This window comes from Paenibacillus faecalis, assembly GCF_900289175.1.
Lineage (GTDB): Bacteria > Bacillota > Bacilli > Paenibacillales > Paenibacillaceae > Paenibacillus_AQ > Paenibacillus_AQ faecalis.
Genome location: NZ_LT985747.1, coordinates 1 through 14,944, shown reverse-complemented (window position 1 = coordinate 14,944; position 14,944 = coordinate 1). Strand labels below are relative to the sequence as shown.

Sequence of the window (14,944 nt, the reverse complement as noted above, 5' to 3'; positions counted from 1 at the left end):
TACGAATGATAAATTTTGTGGGGGTTGTTCGTGATGGTCTTGTACATTATCGTTATTACACTTGCATTAATTGGAGGTGTAGGTACGTTGCTTGTAGGTCTTTCTCAAGAGAATAAACGAGCAAACCCCAACTACGAACGAAAGACGAAAGCAAATATTACCAAGCTAAGTGTTATGTATCTGTTTTCTTTGGCTGCCTTTATTTTAATCTGGGTGATCTATAAATAAAAATAAATGATATGCTACTTGACCCCGCCAATTATCGGTTTAGAGAACTGATAATTGACGGGGCTTTTTGTTTCGGTATGAGGAGAGAGAGTCGGTCTGATTCATTGAAGGAAAACAAAGTTACCGGATGGGCAGAGAAAATAAATAATGGATGGTTACGAATGAAATGTAAATCTTTATGATTCATTAATGTAGCCTTTAAAACGTTCATTGGAACTGAAATAAACAATAAACTTACCAGGCATTTAAGTAGACAGAAGAGGTGGATTGTATGTTTTTCTCATTACGTTATCGCCTGTTGGCGTGGTCTTCATTCATCGGTATGTTCTTTGTATTGCTCGCAGGCGCGATTGTTACGAAAACAGGATCGGGCCGCGGGTGCGGTGATGATTGGCCATTATGTAACGGGAAATTTGTTCCTGCATATACGCTGGAATCCATGATCGAATATTCTCATCGTATGATAACAGGAATCGTCGGATTGCTTGTACTTGCCACCTTCATTGCAACGTGGCGGTATTACAAGTCACATAAGGAAGCGTTGTATTATGCTGGCGGAACGTTGTTCTTCACAATCGTTCAAGCCTTGATGGGAGCGGCAAATGTTATGTGGCCTCAGCAGCCGGCTGTCATGGCCCTGCATTTTGGGATATCACTGCTTGCAGTGGCCAGCAGCATGATGCTTATCGTATGGATGCATCAGGCCCGAACAGCAGCAGCAGACATTCATAAAGCTCCGATTCCGATGCACATCAGAGCTCTTGTATGGGGAACCTGGGTCTACAGCCTTATCGTTATTTATCTGGGAGCATACATTCGTCATACGGAGTCAGATGCCGGTTGTGAAGGGTGGCCGCTTTGCAACGGACAAGTCATTCCTGAGCTGAGCGGAGCATCGGGCATCGTCTTCATTCATCGGGTAGCTGCTGCACTGCTCCTGGTTTTGGCTATTGCATTAGTTGTCATGGTCCGTCGATACGAAGGGACAAGCAATAACTCGGAGCTTACATTTTCGGTAGAGGTTTTGTTCTTTATTGTATTGGCACAAATCTTTAGCGGGGCATGGCTCACTTTTGCTATGAATCAGCCAGATGCTTATCTGTTTACCAGTCTTTTTCATAATATGCTTGCTACCTTTTTGTTTAGCTTACTGACCGCTTTGTCTATTCGGGTATGGAAGGGAAGATACGGAAGTGAAGGGGCACTGCAGGGATTGTAGATAGAAACGCTAGAAATGTGATGTTTATCAACAAAATCGGATGGTGACATGTATACGAATTATTGCATTCGGTCATAGCGATGGAGTCGCCAAATAAAGGTGCATGGGAAAGAATTTCAATTTAATTGGAATCTTTTCATGCACCTTTTATTCAAATCAAGAAGTATATCAAATTCAAATTGTACGAGCACGAAAAAGTAACCGCCTATGTCTGCTCAGTCGTATTTAAAAGGGATCGAAGCGCCTCGGCAAATTTGGCGACACCCCTCTGAATGTCTTCTGTTTTTGCACGAGCATATGTGAACCTTACGTAACCGGAGAGTGAGCCATAGACACTACCGGGTACAAAAATAACGCCTTTTTGAATAGCCGCATCCAGCAGCTTGCTGTCATTGACTTCAGGTACAATTTTGCACCATAGATGTAATCCTCCATCAGGAATTTGAAACTGTACCAGATCAGGCAGTTCTTTTTGCAGTGCTTCAATAAATAAATCCCGCTTGTAAAGGAGGTTTATACGCAGCCGATCCATATGAGGATCAAAATACGATGAGCTCAGAAATTTTGAAGCAACCTTTTGCGGGATAACACTAAGCCCAAAGTCCATTTGCTGTCTGGCATCAGCCAGTCGCTCCACAACGGAGTGAGGAGCTACCATCCATCCTACACGCAAGCCCGATGCAGCAATTTTAGAGAAAGATCCGATGTACAGTACGGAGCCGAGTGTATCCGCTGATTTTAACGGTAATGGCGGTGTATGTTTGTAAGCGGTTAAGCTAAAAGGGTCATCCTCTACGATCGGCAGTCCCAGCTCGCTTGCAATATCAAGCAATTGTTTCTTTTTCTCTTGGGCCAGCAAAGTACCTGTCGGGTTTTGGAAGTTTGGATTGATAAACACCATCTTGATTTTATGTTTTTTATATAGAGCACGTATGTCTTCTGGCTGTAAACCTTGCCTGTCTACAGGAAGTCTGAACAAGCGCAGACCGGCTGACTGGAACATAGGTAAAGAATACGTATAGGATGGGTCTTCGATGGCAACAGCATCTCCAGGAGATAACAGACACTGGGTTATCAAGTATAGAGATTGCTGCGAACCGGATGTAATCAGAATTGACGATTCATTCGTATGGATACCACGGTATTTTTTAAGAAATGAAACCAGTTCCTGCCTTAGAGGAATATATCCTTGCGGATTGTCATAGCCAAAATAAGTTGTATATTGTTTCTCATTCATAATAGCGTTGATTTCATCAATAGGCGCCAAGTCACCGGATAACTCACCGCTGGCAAAATCTATAATCGATGGATCTTGTTCGAGAGCTGTTCGAATACGGCGTAAAAAGGGCAAGTTCGGCAAAAAGTTGCCGCCTTCCGCATAACGATGCCAATTGGGAGTATGCTTTGGTGTGGCTCCCCATTTCGTCTGACTAACTCGTGTACCGCTTCCGGATCTGCTTTCAATGATTCCAAGCGACCGCAGTTCTGCGTATGCCAGAACGACAGTGCTTCGATTTACCTTCAATTGTTCTGCCAATTTTCTTTCGGAAGGAAGCAAACTTCCGGGTGGAAACTCCCCGTAAGATATTCTTTGTTCGAGATCATCCGCGATTTGCTGATAGAGGGGCTGTTTGCTATTACGATCAGGTTTCCACACGTTTTTCACCCTTTCTGTTTGGATATCGATCTAAGTTGTGCTGTGATTTTTATCATAGCATTATTTATTTTGTGGTCATGTCTGAATTTCATCATATATTTGACAAAAGTCTATCAAATTAATGAACGGTGATCTTTTTTTGAGAAGATTGGATGATCTATTTAGCCGTATCAGCAATGAGCAAGATCGTTGAACATACGAGAGACGCAGCGAAAGCAGGGGGCAGAGCTGGTCGTGTTTCCGGAAGTTTTTTTAGGAGGATATCCTCTGGAAAAGCGATTCATATAAAAAATAGCAGGCCGCCCATGATTGAAGTGACCCCCAAAAGTTAGACACGGTTATTTCATCAGGCAGCTTTCTCAAAATGAGTTCGGTACTGTACCGGACTCATTTTGAATTTTGCCTTCAACCGTTTAGTATTGTAGTATTCAATATATTTTTTCAGTTCTTTCTTGAAATGTTCGACATTTTCAAACTCTTTACAGTACAGAAACTCCGACTTGAGAATACCGAAGAAATTCTCTATGACGGCATTATCGTAACAATTCCCTTTTCGTGACATGCTTTGGAGAATGCCTCTGGACTTAAGCGCATGGCGATACGGCTTCATTTGGTAATGCCATCCTTGATCTGAATGAAGAAGAAGATGGTGCTCTTCCGGCAGACGCTTCAGTCCTGCATCCAGCATTTCAGATACCAGAGAATATGTTGGTCGTGAACCAATGGTATAGGTGATAATCTCCCCGTTGAATAAGTCCAAAATGGGTGATAGATACAGCTTTTCTCCAAACAACTTAAACTCCGTGATGTCCGTCACCCATTTCTCATTTGGCGCCTCCGCCGTGAACTGGCGGTCCAGATGATTCGGTGCAATCTTGCCCACTGTCCCTTTATACGACTTATACTTTTTCATGCGGACTAGGCATTTAATGCCTAGCTTTTTCATGAGCCGCTGAACCTTCTTATGGTTTACTTTCCATCCACGGGTTACCAGTTCATCACGAATACGGCGATATCCGTAACGCCCCTCATGTTCCGCGTAAATTGACTGAATTTCAGCTTCCAAATCGGTATTCAAATCTGGTTGATTTATACGTGCTATAAGGTTGTAATAGGTGCTGCGCGGGATACCAGCCAGCTGTACGAGTGCCATCACCGGATATTTATGCCTCAGTTCCCAGACGACTTGTGCTTTGTCTTGTTTGGTGATTTTTCCTTGTTTCGAACTAAGGCATTCAACTTTTTTAGATACTCATTTTCCATTTCAAGCTGCTTGATACGTTCTTTAAGTGCTTCGTCAGACCCTTCAACTACGGATCGTTTGATAGACGAATTGGAATCTTTCTTCATGGATGGACGCCCCTTCTTTTTTGGCTCAAGGGCTTCTAGACCGCCTGTCTCCATCTTTTTCTGCCAGGAATACAACATGGAGAAGTCCGGAAGGTTGAACAGAGCAGCGGTATCCATGAGAGAAGCGTCTGATTGAGCCATATGATTGAGTACGTCCAGTTTAAAGCTTGCCGGATAATTTGTATAGCCGTTAATAAAGGCTGACTGACCATGCATCTCATAGAGCTTCAACCAATATTGGAATTGGGACTTAGTAACGCCCATTTGATTTGCGTATTCCGTCTGCGATATAAGATCAGGGTCATACCCTTGAATTATCGCCAATTTACTATCTTTCGTAAATTTAGTCATAAAAAAACTGCACCTCCAACTGTTAGAGTGTGTCTAACAATTGGGGTGCAGTTCAGATTGGTGGCCTGCTTTGCTGTGCAATTTAACTGCAAGAACAGTTCAAGACTGGCTTGCGTGCAGCCGTGGTTTCGTCAAGACGCTTCACCACGGTTGTATGTGGGGCATTGATGACAAGCTCCGGGTTTGTTTCAGCTTCTTTTGCAATTTGAATCATTGCGTCGATAAAGCCGTCAAGTGTTTCCTTGCTTTCCGTTTCAGTCGGCTCGATCATAATACATTCTTCCACATTAAGCGGGAAGTAGATCGTTGGTGGATGGTAGCCAAAATCGAGCAGTCGTTTCGCAACGTCGAGGGTACGTACACCGTATTGTTTCAGTTTTTTGCCGGACAATACGAATTCATGTTTGCAAAGACCCGGATAAGCGACTTCATAATAAGGTGCCAGCTTATGCATCATATAGTTGGCGTTAAGGACGGCAAGCTCGGATACCCGGCGAAGTCCTTCCGGTCCATAACTTCGGATGTATGCGTAAGCACGAACGAGAATGCCGAAGTTGCCGTAGAAAGCTTTGACACGCCCGATCGATTGTGGGCGGTCGTAATCCCAGAAGAATGTTCCATCTTCACGTTTGGAGACGATCGGTTTAGGAAGGAACGGGACTAATAGATCCTTCACCCCGACAGGACCAGAGCCTGGACCGCCACCGCCATGCGGCGTGCTCATCGTCTTGTGCAGATTAAGGTGAACGACGTCAAACCCCATATCTCCTGGGCGCGTAATACCCATAATTGCATTGGAATTTGCACCGTCATAATAGAGAAGTCCGCCTGCTTCATGCACAATCTCGGCAATCTCCACGATCTCCTCTTCAAATAAACCGAGCGTACTTGGGTTGGTTAACATCAGCGCCGCTGTATCGCTTCCGACAACGGCCCGGAGAGCATCCAGATCAACCATACCCCGTTCATTCGATTGAATCGTTATCGTATCATATCCTGCTACGGTAGCGCTTGCCGGATTCGTTCCGTGTGAAGAGTCCGGAACAATCACTTTGGTCCGGTGCTCACCGCGGCTCTCATGATAGGCACGGATCAGCATCAGTCCGGTCCATTCTCCGTGAGCGCCAGCCGCCGGCTGAAGTGTAACTTGATCCATTCCGGTTAACGCGGCGAGATCATTCTGCAGGGTATAAAGCATTTCAAGAGCGCCTTGAATGCTTTCCTCTGGCTGATACGGATGAATTTTGGCAAAGCCCGGAAAACGGGCCACATCCTCATTGATTTTCGGATTATATTTCATCGTGCAGGAACCAAGCGGATAAAAGCCGTTATCGATGCCGAAGTTTCGGCGGGACAATTCCGTGTAATGGCGAATGACATCAACTTCGAATACTTCCGGGAGCTCTGCCGGTTTGCTGCGCAGCATACTCTTTGGAATCCATTCTGACACATCCGTTTCTGGCACATCACAATCCGGTAATGAATAGGCTACGCGGCCGGGTTTGCTTAGTTCAAAGATGAGCGCTTTTTCCGGTTTCATATGATCGCCTCCAATTCGTCGATAAATCGGTCTATTTCCTCTTTTGTCCGCCGTTCGGTAACGGCAATCAGCATGCGGCCTTGCAGCTCTGGATAAACGAGTCCCAGATCATAGCCGCCTATATAACCAGCCTTTATCAGCTTCGCGTTTAAATCTTTAATATCAGCGCCGTCCGGCAGTTTTACAATAAATTCGTTAAAGAATGGAGATGTAAATTCCAGCGATAAGGTTGATCCCTTAGTGATGCGTTCGGAGGCATAATGTGATTTTTGGACATTAAGCAATGCGACCTCCTGCATTCCCATTTTGCCAAGGGTAGACATATAGACAGAGGCGCAAAGCGCAAGCAGCGCCTGGTTTGAGCAAATGTTCGATGTAGCTTTTTCGCGTCTTATATGCTGCTCGCGGGCTTGAAGTGTAAGAACAAATCCCCGCTTGCCTTCCTTGTCAATGGTCTGACCGACGATTCGGCCAGGAATACGGCGCATGAGCGGCTCTGATACGGCAAAGAATCCGCAGGTCGGACCACCAAGTGAAGCTGGAATGCCTAGAGGCTGGGCATCGCCGACAACGATATCCGCTCCAAGTTCGCCAGGTGATTCGAGCAATCCAAGGGACAGGGGGTTCACACTAAGTACAAGAAGTGACTTTTGCGCATGAACTAACGGTTCGATCGCTCTGATGTCCTCGATGCAACCGAAGAAATTCGGAGACTGAATAAGGACAGCAGCTGTATCATCCGTTATAGCAGATGACAAGGCTTCCATATCCGTTACTCCATTATGAAAGCCGATTTCTACAACCTCCAGGCCAAGCCCGCGAGCGGATGTATGAAGGATTTCCCGCGCTTCCGGATGAACTGTTCGGGAGACGACGATTTTTTTACGCTTGGTAGCTCCTGATGCAAGCGCTGCGGCTTCAGCCAGAGCCGTAGATCCATCGTACATACTGGCATTAGCCACTTTCATTCCGGTCAGCTCACAAATGTAAGACTGAAACTCAAAGATTGCCTGAAGCTCTCCCTGACTGATTTCGGCCTGATAAGGTGTATAAGCTGTATAAAATTCGGAGCGTGAAATCACGTGGTTAATGACCACGGGGATATGATGATCATAAAGCCCCGCGCCCAAAAAGCTTGTGTATCGTTCAAAATCAGCATTACGGGCAGCAAGCTCATGCATAAACTTTAACAGCTCCGGCTCACTAAGCCTTTTGGACATCGGCAGAACTCCGTTGTAACGGATTTCTTCAGGGATATCCGCAAACAGATCCTCAATCGATTCAGCGCCTATGGTAGCAAGCATTTCAGCCTGATCTTGTTCCGTCATTGGCAAGTAACGATGCTTCATCATAAGGTTGCTCCTTTTTTATAAAATGGTGTTTTGACGACGGTTGCTTTCAATCGTTTGCCGCGAACTTCTATTGAAACTTCCGTGCCCACAGCCGCATATTTGCTGTCGATCAGCGCAAGCCCAAAGTTTCGTTTTAATGTCGGAGACTGCGTACCGCTTGTAATTTCCCCAATCAGAGAATCCCCTGCATATACCGGGTAGTGAGAGCGTGGAATTCCGCGGTCTATCATCTCAAGTCCTACAATTTTGCGCTCTACACCTTCGCTCTTTTGCTTGGCTAGCGCATCTCGCCCGATAAAGTCACCTTTATCCAGCTTGACGAAAAAGCCGAGTCCCGCTTCAAGCGGAGTAATCGTTTCAGACAGCTCGTTGCCGTACAGTGCGAGTTTTGCTTCGAAGCGAAGCGTATCGCGCGCGCCAAGCCCAGCTGGAATCAGACCATTTGGCTCACCGGCAGCAAGCAGTCCCTTCCATATAGCCGGAGCGGCTTCAGCTGTACAATAAATTTCGAAGCCATCTTCCCCCGTATATCCGGTTCTGGAGACCAGTGCGGAAGAACCGCTTACATTGGCATCTTGAATAAAATGAAAGGGGGACAAAGACTGAACAGGTTCGCTCATCACCTTTGACAGAATCGCCTCGGCTTCGGGTCCTTGCAGGGCAATCAGTGCCGTTTCTGCGGAGATGTCCTTCAGGTCAACCCCATCGATCAAATGGCTTTCGAGCCACCGAAAATCTTTATCGATGTTGGATGCATTCACGACTAGCATGAATCGGTCTTCCGAAAGTTTGTAGATCAAGAGATCATCTATGGTACCACCGTTTTCATTGCACATGAACGCATATTGGGCCTGGCCAACGGATAGTCGGGACACATCATTCGTGACGGTTTGTTGTAAAAAGGACTCGGCGCTCGGACCAGTCACCAGAAATTCACCCATATGCGAAACGTCAAAGAGACCGGCTTGCTTGCGCACAGCCTCGTGTTCTCGAACAATTCCATGAAACTGTACGGGCATTTCCCAGCCGCCGAAATCAATGCATCGAACAGAAGGGAAATCGGAATAAAACGGGTAAAGCGGGGTACGCTTTAATGTACTCATACTTAAGCACCTCTTTCTCGTGAAATGGGATAGACACAAAAAAAGGACAACAAAAAGAATAATGTACAAGCAAAGCAAGTTTTGCATGCACATGATCCTTCTCCCCTGTCCTTTGTACCTGAGAGTTACCTCTACACAAAATCTGTAGTCAACGAATGTAGCGCGTGTGAGTTTCCCCTTGGGTGATCCTGAAAATGATCAGGATGCTCTCCAGAGATGCGTCCGGTAAAGGTCCTTTTGCCTGAGAGATTCACCGAACTATCGGCTTACTCCTTCGGCGTTACCCATCATAGAGGGTAATCTCTCCCAATACGTTCATCCGCTTATTCAGTTGTTGCTTCATTCATGATGATGAATCCGTTTACACTGCTCATCTCATTATAGCCGTCCTTCTCTATAGGGTGTCAACCTTAAGTTAAGTGAAAAGAAGTTTTTTTGTCAGCTATATTGACATGAACGGATAAGTGCTATATCCTGTGGGAGAAATCAACCGAACTACATAATGCGAATGAGGATGGACGGGAGAGACTGCGGACCCTGAACACGGGTTCACGGCACCGAAGGAGCAATTCGTTAAACCAGCCGGTTAACGGGTAATCTCTCAGGTAAACGTACCGCTATCTGACGCAACTCTGGAGAGAGCGTAAGCCACCAAAGGGGAAAGAAGGGCCATGGAAAAGGGATGGTCTTTCATAAACTCTCAGGTACCAAGGACAGAGAAGAGGCGAGAGTCTTTTCCTGTTTTTTTTGATTCTAAGATTCTAAACAAAAATGTTTAAGTTTTAGCACTATTGAAGAAAAGAGGGACTTCAAATGAGTGAAATCAGAGAGCAATTGGTTTATAGTGAAGATCATGAGTGGGTACTGAAGGTGGAAGGAAATATCGTTCGAATCGGAATTACAGATCATGCGCAAAACCAGCTGGGGGACATTGTTTTTGTAGAACTGCCAGAGATTGATTCTGAAGTGTCTGCCGGGGACAGCATCGGATCGATTGAATCGGTAAAGACGGTATCTGAGCTTTATTGTCCGGTATCCGGAAAAATAACGAAGCTAAACGAGAATCTTGAAGATCAGCCGGAGCTGGTGAACAGTGAACCGTATGATGGTGGATGGATTGTTGAAGTCGAAGTAGCAGGCGATCTGGAGGAAGAGCTGGCTAAGCTGCTTACAGGGGAAGCTTATCGTGCTCATGTAGAATGATGATTCTCTGATCCAAGTAAGACATTGAAGTAAAAAGTATGGCGTTCATGACATTCAGGTAGCTGAAGGATGTCTTGAACGCCAATTTTGTTTACATTTAGTTTTCGTCAATCACCGTGGTTCTGCTTTTTTGCATAGAAAGGAAGTATTGGTATGGCTAAACCAGAATGATTCAGCATCGTGTTTCTTGATTTTGTCAAGTGTATTTTGATAAATAATATGAAGTAAATATGTTTTCGAAGCTTTCTTTATGACAAAAATTCGAACTTGTATGAAATATCATCATGTTGATGGTAAATTATAAGTGACTAAGCAAGGTTAAGATGCTATACTATTGTCAGTGAGTGAAATAACTCACAAGATTAACATAGAGAGATGGGAGAAATTATACGCATGAATATTTTAGTAGTAAAAGCCAATAACCGCCCGGCTTCTGAAGCGGTATCCAGTAAAATGTACGAAACTTTTATGGAAGAAGTAAAGGGTCAAAATGTAACGGTTTTTGATGTTTTTGAAGAAGATATGCCTTACTTCGGACAAGATCTGTTCAGTGCTTTTGCAAAAGTGCAAGCAGGTGAGGAATTAACGGATGTGGAATCTCGTATTTTGACAGCAAAACAAAAGGCAATGGATGCTTTCGCTGCTGCTGATGTTGTTGTCTTCGCATTCCCATTGTGGAATATGACGATTCCAGCGAAGCTGCAAACGTTTATTGACTATGTTTATCAAGCAGGTTTCTCCTTTAAATACAATGAGCAGGGTCAGTTGGTAAGCCTGATGAACGACAAGAAGGTAATTCTTCTTTCCGCTCGCGGTGGAATTTATTCGACACCGGAAGCTGCGCCTTTGGAAATGGCATCAACTTATATCCGTAATATCGTTAGCGGTGTATTCGGTATGGAAGTCATTAACGAAGTTGTTATTGAAGGCCATAATGCCTTCCCAGATCGTAAGGATGAGATTATTAACGAAGGTCTGGCCAAAGTAAAGGAAGCTGCAGCACAGCTTACACATCAATTGGTTTAATATTATAGGCTTGTTAGAAGAGAACTCGCAGATGATTGCGGGTTCTTTTTTTTGTTAATATCCCAAATACCCAAGAAAACGAACGGGGGATGAATAAAATGATATATAAGAAAGTGAAAAGTGAGGTGAGTAGATGCCTTCAAAACGAAAAAAGAATCGGAGAAATTCAGCTCAATCCCAACGGCTGGGAAAACCGGTTCTAGTTGTTTTGAAAGATGGAAGCTATGTCGTTGGAATGATGAACGGTATTGAAAAAAATAAAGTTACTTTATCCGGCTGGCGGCCTGTTAAGAAATTGCCGGTTTCCATAACCAAGAACAGAGACAAGGCACGGATATCAGGCTTATTTGATCCGTTTTTTGGATTTTATAGTCCGCTAGTCGGGAATAATACACCCACTGTAAATAATGCACCGACTGTAAACAATGCTCCCGTTGCTAATACTGTACCCCCTGCTAATGCTGCGCTAGCTGCGAGCAATGCACAAGCCTCTGGAGGAGCGGCGAACGAGTTCAAAAGGCCTAGTTTGTTTGAATTCTTCGGTCAGGTTATGCCGCATATCCAAGTAGGAATGAATGTGATCAAGGCAATTATGCCATTAATGTCCTATTTTAGATTTTAAAAATCAATTATTAAAGATGATGCAAAGAACGCTTTTCATTCTCCATAACCAGGAGACAGAAGGCGTTTCTTTTTAATTATATTTGCTTTGCTTGTGATGCGTAATCGCTGTAAAATGGATGTTATGCTGTGAAAATTGAAGAAGTGATCTGTGCGATGCGGACAGGCTATGCTCTGGTAAAGATAAAATCTTAAGAAAAACTTTAACTTTCCCATACTTATTGTTAAGTTTTTTCTACTATCCTAGAAGCACAAAGGTTAAGGAGATGGCAAAGTTGAAGAAGTGGTTGGTAAGTTTATCACTGTTATTATTAGTAGGTTGTGAATCCGTTTTGCCAGCGCAAAACGTGAACATGAACGCTCAGGAAAACAACGTGGATCAAGCTTCAGAATCCACTTCTAAAGATATGTATAATACAGTCACAATTCCTAAAGAACAGGTGCATAAAGGGAATCTGGTACTGGTCAATAAAGAGTATCCCATTCATCCGGATGCGATTCCAGCTGATATTGTTTATTTATATGAGAATAATGAGCTGACACAAGGCTATGGCTTGCTTGATAACACCATACAATTATCGACAAATATAGCCCAAATTTTTGGCGAGATGATTCAGGATGCTGACAAGGATGGCGTCAGTCATTTTATGATTAGCAGTGGATACCGAGATGAATCCGAACAAGAAAAGCTTTATGAGGAAAAAGGCGGGGAGTATGCTTTGCCTCCGGGCTACAGTGAACATAATATCGGTTTTGCCCTTGATATCGGATCGACTTTAGAATCGATCAGCACAGCTCCTGAGGGCGCTTGGTTACAAGAGCATGCATCGGAATATGGTTTTATATTGAGATATCCTGAGGACAAAACAGATATTACAGGTATTATGTATGAGCCTTGGCATTTTAGATATGTAGGTTTGCCGCACAGCAAGATCATGGATGACAAGAATTTAACATTAGAGGAGTATTTGGACTTTTTGAAGGAACAAGGAAACTATACTGCAACAATAGACGGTCAGAACTATCAAATTTCGTTCGTGCCCGTTTCGGATCATATGACGATTGAAGTGCCGGCTCAGCATCAGTATGAATTATCTGGAAATAATGTAGATGGGGTGATCGTTACGATCCATCAAAATGAGGGCGAAGACGTTGAAGTCATGGAATAAGATCATCATACTGATGCTGTTCGTCCTTTATTTATATGTGCTGCTTCGGGTGATTTTGTTTAAGTATGCTCCGGTCGATGTTTCATTCCTTTGGCAGCAACTGCAAAAAGCGGTTGAGAATCCGGAATATGTGCAGCATCGACTGCAATCCGGTAATCTTACCGCTTTTAAAACCATTAAGCGAAGTTTGCACAATCTTTCAAGCAAGCACACTTTTATGAATTTAATTGGGAACATTGTCATATTTGTCCCTAACGGGATTTTTGTTAGCTTGCTGACCAAATACAAATTTATCGTTGCTGTTATAAGCTCTTTTGGCATAAGCTTGGCTCTGGAATGCTCGCAGGTATTATTTTCAATGGGCACATTTGATGTGGATGACCTGATCCTGAATGTAAGCGGTGGTATACTTGGCTATATCGCTTTTCAAGTCATAAGACTGATTTACAAAGGATTGAAATAACAGTATATAACATTTTTTCGAATTGCTCGCCACTGGAATTATTCCATGTTAATGTAGTTAACTGCAATTTACAATCCAATGCATCGGGTGAACTAGGGACGGCGGCAGCTTCGTGCTTTCGCTGCCTTTGGCTGCGTTGAGCTGTAGTTGGGTGAGAAATATACTCTCTGTAAGATCAGCTCCGCTTAAATCTGCATCTCGAAAGTCAGCTCCGATCACATCGGCGCCTCTTAAGTCGGCATCTCTGAGATCAGCAGCGATAAGATAAGCGCCTCTTAGATTGGCATATCTTAGGTTAGCACCTTTAAGTTTCGCACCGATCAGATCAGCACCTCGCCCAAGCGTCTTGCGATGTAGGGACGGAACTTTATCCCTGCCAGAGCCTTCATTTCTTACAAGCTCACTTACTTGCAGAAGAAGCGGGTTGATATGTGCACGGTGTGCTGCCACATCCAGTTGGATGAGAGAGTCCGGGTCAAGATTTGTCAGATGCATCGTCTCATCAAGAGCTATTTGAATATCGGTATGAAGTGAACAGGCGGGTTCTAACGTTAATGCTTCTGATAAATACCATAGCATTTCATAAAGCTGTCGCATGATCGGAAACACTTCGAACATTTGCTTCGCTGTCTCGGGTGTTTGCCGCCAGCTTTGTTCATTGAAGGTGTTTTGGGAAACCTGCTGCCCTGCTCCAAAGCAATCATATACCGTACAGCCGCGATAGCCTAGTTGTTTCAAACGATCGTGAACGCCGCAGCGAAAGTTCGTTTGAAGGTGTGAGCAAGGCACTCCGGCATCTTTATCTGTTGCGAAATCTGCGGAAGCAGAGTAGGGAAGGGCCACACAGCATAAACCGAAGCAACGCTCACAGTCAGCTTTCAAATTTAAAGTGCTTCGAGTGGGTACAGATTTTGAATATTCTTGATGGTGGAGCATAACCCGTGATCTCCTTTACATTCAATATAGTTTTGAAAAATGGCATATTCCTGATTTTACATCACTCCTGGGACAGATTAACAGATGCTTATCATAAAAAGTTTTTACTATCGTCTTCAAGATGTTTATATTAAAATACAAAAAACCAGCTAATGGTTTGTCAAGTCAAGCTATTGGAAACGAAAGAAATTTGCTATACTAAAAAAGCATACGAAATAAACCTCCACAAAAATGGAAGTTTATGGCTTGCAAGGATTATAAAGTGTAGGGTTGCCTTTTCTTGAGCATAGCGTAGATGTGATGTAATAACTTGTTAGCGCAAGCAATCACAGCTACTTTATGGGGCTTCCCTTCACTTTTTTTCTTGTCATAGTACTCTCTGATACGGAGATTTAGATCTCCTCGTAGACCACAGGTTACTGCCAAATAAGTTGCACGCCTTAATCGTTTGGAANGACGGGCGGTGTGTACAAGACCCGGGAACGTATTCACCGCGGCATGCTGATCCGCGATTACTAGCAATTCCGACTTCATGCAGGCGAGTTGCAGCCTGCAATCCGAACTGAGACTGGCTTTTTAGGATTGGCTCCACCTCACGGCTTCGCTTCCCGTTGTACCAGCCATTGTAGTACGTGTGTAGCCCAGGGCATAAGGGGCATGATGATTTGACGTCATCCCCACCTTCCTCCGGTTTGTCACCGGCAGTCACCTTAGAGTGCCCAGCCT

General features: G+C 44.2%; 13 protein-coding genes, 1 rRNA gene and 3 riboswitches. Of the genes, 7 read left to right on the top strand and 7 right to left on the bottom strand.

What is annotated here, in order from left to right; genetic code table 11:
- The first annotated feature begins 33 nt into the window (after positions 1-33).
- Positions 34-228 (top strand): hypothetical protein, encoded by a 195-nt coding sequence (locus C8268_RS00095; protein WP_106765789.1) that lies wholly within the window; start codon positions 34-36, stop codon positions 226-228.
- 271 nt (positions 229-499) lie between these two features.
- Complete coding sequence (locus C8268_RS00090) at positions 500-1,447, top strand: COX15/CtaA family protein (RefSeq protein WP_106765788.1); 948 nt, start codon at positions 500-502, stop codon at positions 1,445-1,447.
- A gap of 205 nt (positions 1,448-1,652) precedes the next feature.
- Here C8268_RS00090 and pdxR read toward each other — a convergent pair whose 3' ends face one another.
- From pdxR to gcvT, 5 genes are all read right to left on the bottom strand, one after another.
- Positions 1,653-3,104 carry a MocR-like pyridoxine biosynthesis transcription factor PdxR gene (pdxR, locus tag C8268_RS00085; RefSeq protein ID WP_106765787.1) on the bottom strand — a complete coding sequence of 484 codons (1,452 nt, stop codon included), beginning with the start codon at positions 3,102-3,104 and terminating at the stop codon, positions 1,653-1,655.
- A 346-nt stretch (positions 3,105-3,450) separates the two neighbouring features.
- A protein-coding gene (locus tag C8268_RS00080) for an IS3 family transposase (RefSeq protein WP_106765786.1) occupies positions 3,451-4,805 on the bottom strand; the annotation gives its coding sequence in 2 pieces (ribosomal slippage) (positions 3,451-4,352 and positions 4,352-4,805; 1,356 coding nt in all).
- Between the two features lie 82 nt (positions 4,806-4,887).
- Positions 4,888-6,345, bottom strand: coding sequence for an aminomethyl-transferring glycine dehydrogenase subunit GcvPB (gcvPB, locus tag C8268_RS00075; RefSeq protein WP_106765785.1), 1,458 nt, complete (start codon positions 6,343-6,345; stop codon positions 4,888-4,890).
- The gene (gcvPA, locus tag C8268_RS00070) at positions 6,342-7,694 is read right to left on the bottom strand and encodes an aminomethyl-transferring glycine dehydrogenase subunit GcvPA (protein ID WP_106769770.1); all 1,353 of its coding nucleotides are present in this window, start codon (positions 7,692-7,694) and stop codon (positions 6,342-6,344) included. Before gcvPA ends, gcvPB begins: the two co-directional genes overlap by 4 nt.
- Positions 7,694-8,800, bottom strand: a complete 1,107-nt coding sequence (gene gcvT / locus C8268_RS00065; protein ID WP_106765784.1) for a glycine cleavage system aminomethyltransferase GcvT — start codon at positions 8,798-8,800, stop codon at positions 7,694-7,696. Before gcvT ends, gcvPA begins: the two co-directional genes overlap by 1 nt.
- Positions 8,801-8,895: 95 nt before the next feature.
- A riboswitch (glycine riboswitch) is annotated at positions 8,896-9,019 on the bottom strand.
- Positions 9,020-9,119: riboswitch (glycine riboswitch) on the bottom strand.
- 189 nt (positions 9,120-9,308) lie between these two features.
- A riboswitch (glycine riboswitch) is annotated at positions 9,309-9,427 on the top strand.
- 186 nt (positions 9,428-9,613) lie between these two features.
- Here gcvT and gcvH point away from each other — a divergent pair.
- The 5 genes from gcvH (at position 9,614) to C8268_RS00040 (ending at position 13,282) form a co-directional block, all read left to right on the top strand.
- Positions 9,614-10,003, top strand: coding sequence for a glycine cleavage system protein GcvH (gcvH, locus tag C8268_RS00060; protein ID WP_106765783.1), 390 nt, complete (start codon positions 9,614-9,616; stop codon positions 10,001-10,003).
- 393 nt (positions 10,004-10,396) lie between these two features.
- The gene (locus tag C8268_RS00055) at positions 10,397-11,029 is read left to right on the top strand and encodes an FMN-dependent NADH-azoreductase (RefSeq protein WP_106765782.1); all 633 of its coding nucleotides are present in this window, start codon (positions 10,397-10,399) and stop codon (positions 11,027-11,029) included.
- A gap of 133 nt (positions 11,030-11,162) precedes the next feature.
- Positions 11,163-11,651, top strand: coding sequence for a hypothetical protein (locus tag C8268_RS00050; RefSeq protein WP_106765781.1), 489 nt, complete (start codon positions 11,163-11,165; stop codon positions 11,649-11,651).
- A gap of 274 nt (positions 11,652-11,925) precedes the next feature.
- Positions 11,926-12,819: a M15 family metallopeptidase gene (locus C8268_RS00045; protein WP_106765780.1), complete on the top strand. Its 894-nt coding sequence runs from the start codon at positions 11,926-11,928 to the stop codon at positions 12,817-12,819.
- Positions 12,803-13,282: a VanZ family protein gene (locus C8268_RS00040; RefSeq protein WP_234032625.1), complete on the top strand. Its 480-nt coding sequence runs from the start codon at positions 12,803-12,805 to the stop codon at positions 13,280-13,282. Before C8268_RS00045 ends, C8268_RS00040 begins: the two co-directional genes overlap by 17 nt.
- 57 nt (positions 13,283-13,339) lie before the next feature.
- Here the strand turns inward: C8268_RS00040 and C8268_RS00035 are convergent, their stop codons facing one another.
- Both C8268_RS00035 and C8268_RS00025 read right to left on the bottom strand, forming a co-directional pair.
- Positions 13,340-14,218: a pentapeptide repeat-containing protein gene (locus C8268_RS00035; protein WP_106765778.1), complete on the bottom strand. Its 879-nt coding sequence runs from the start codon at positions 14,216-14,218 to the stop codon at positions 13,340-13,342.
- Between the two features lie 382 nt (positions 14,219-14,600).
- Positions 14,601-14,944 (bottom strand): 16S ribosomal RNA (locus tag C8268_RS00025); the annotation flags it as partial.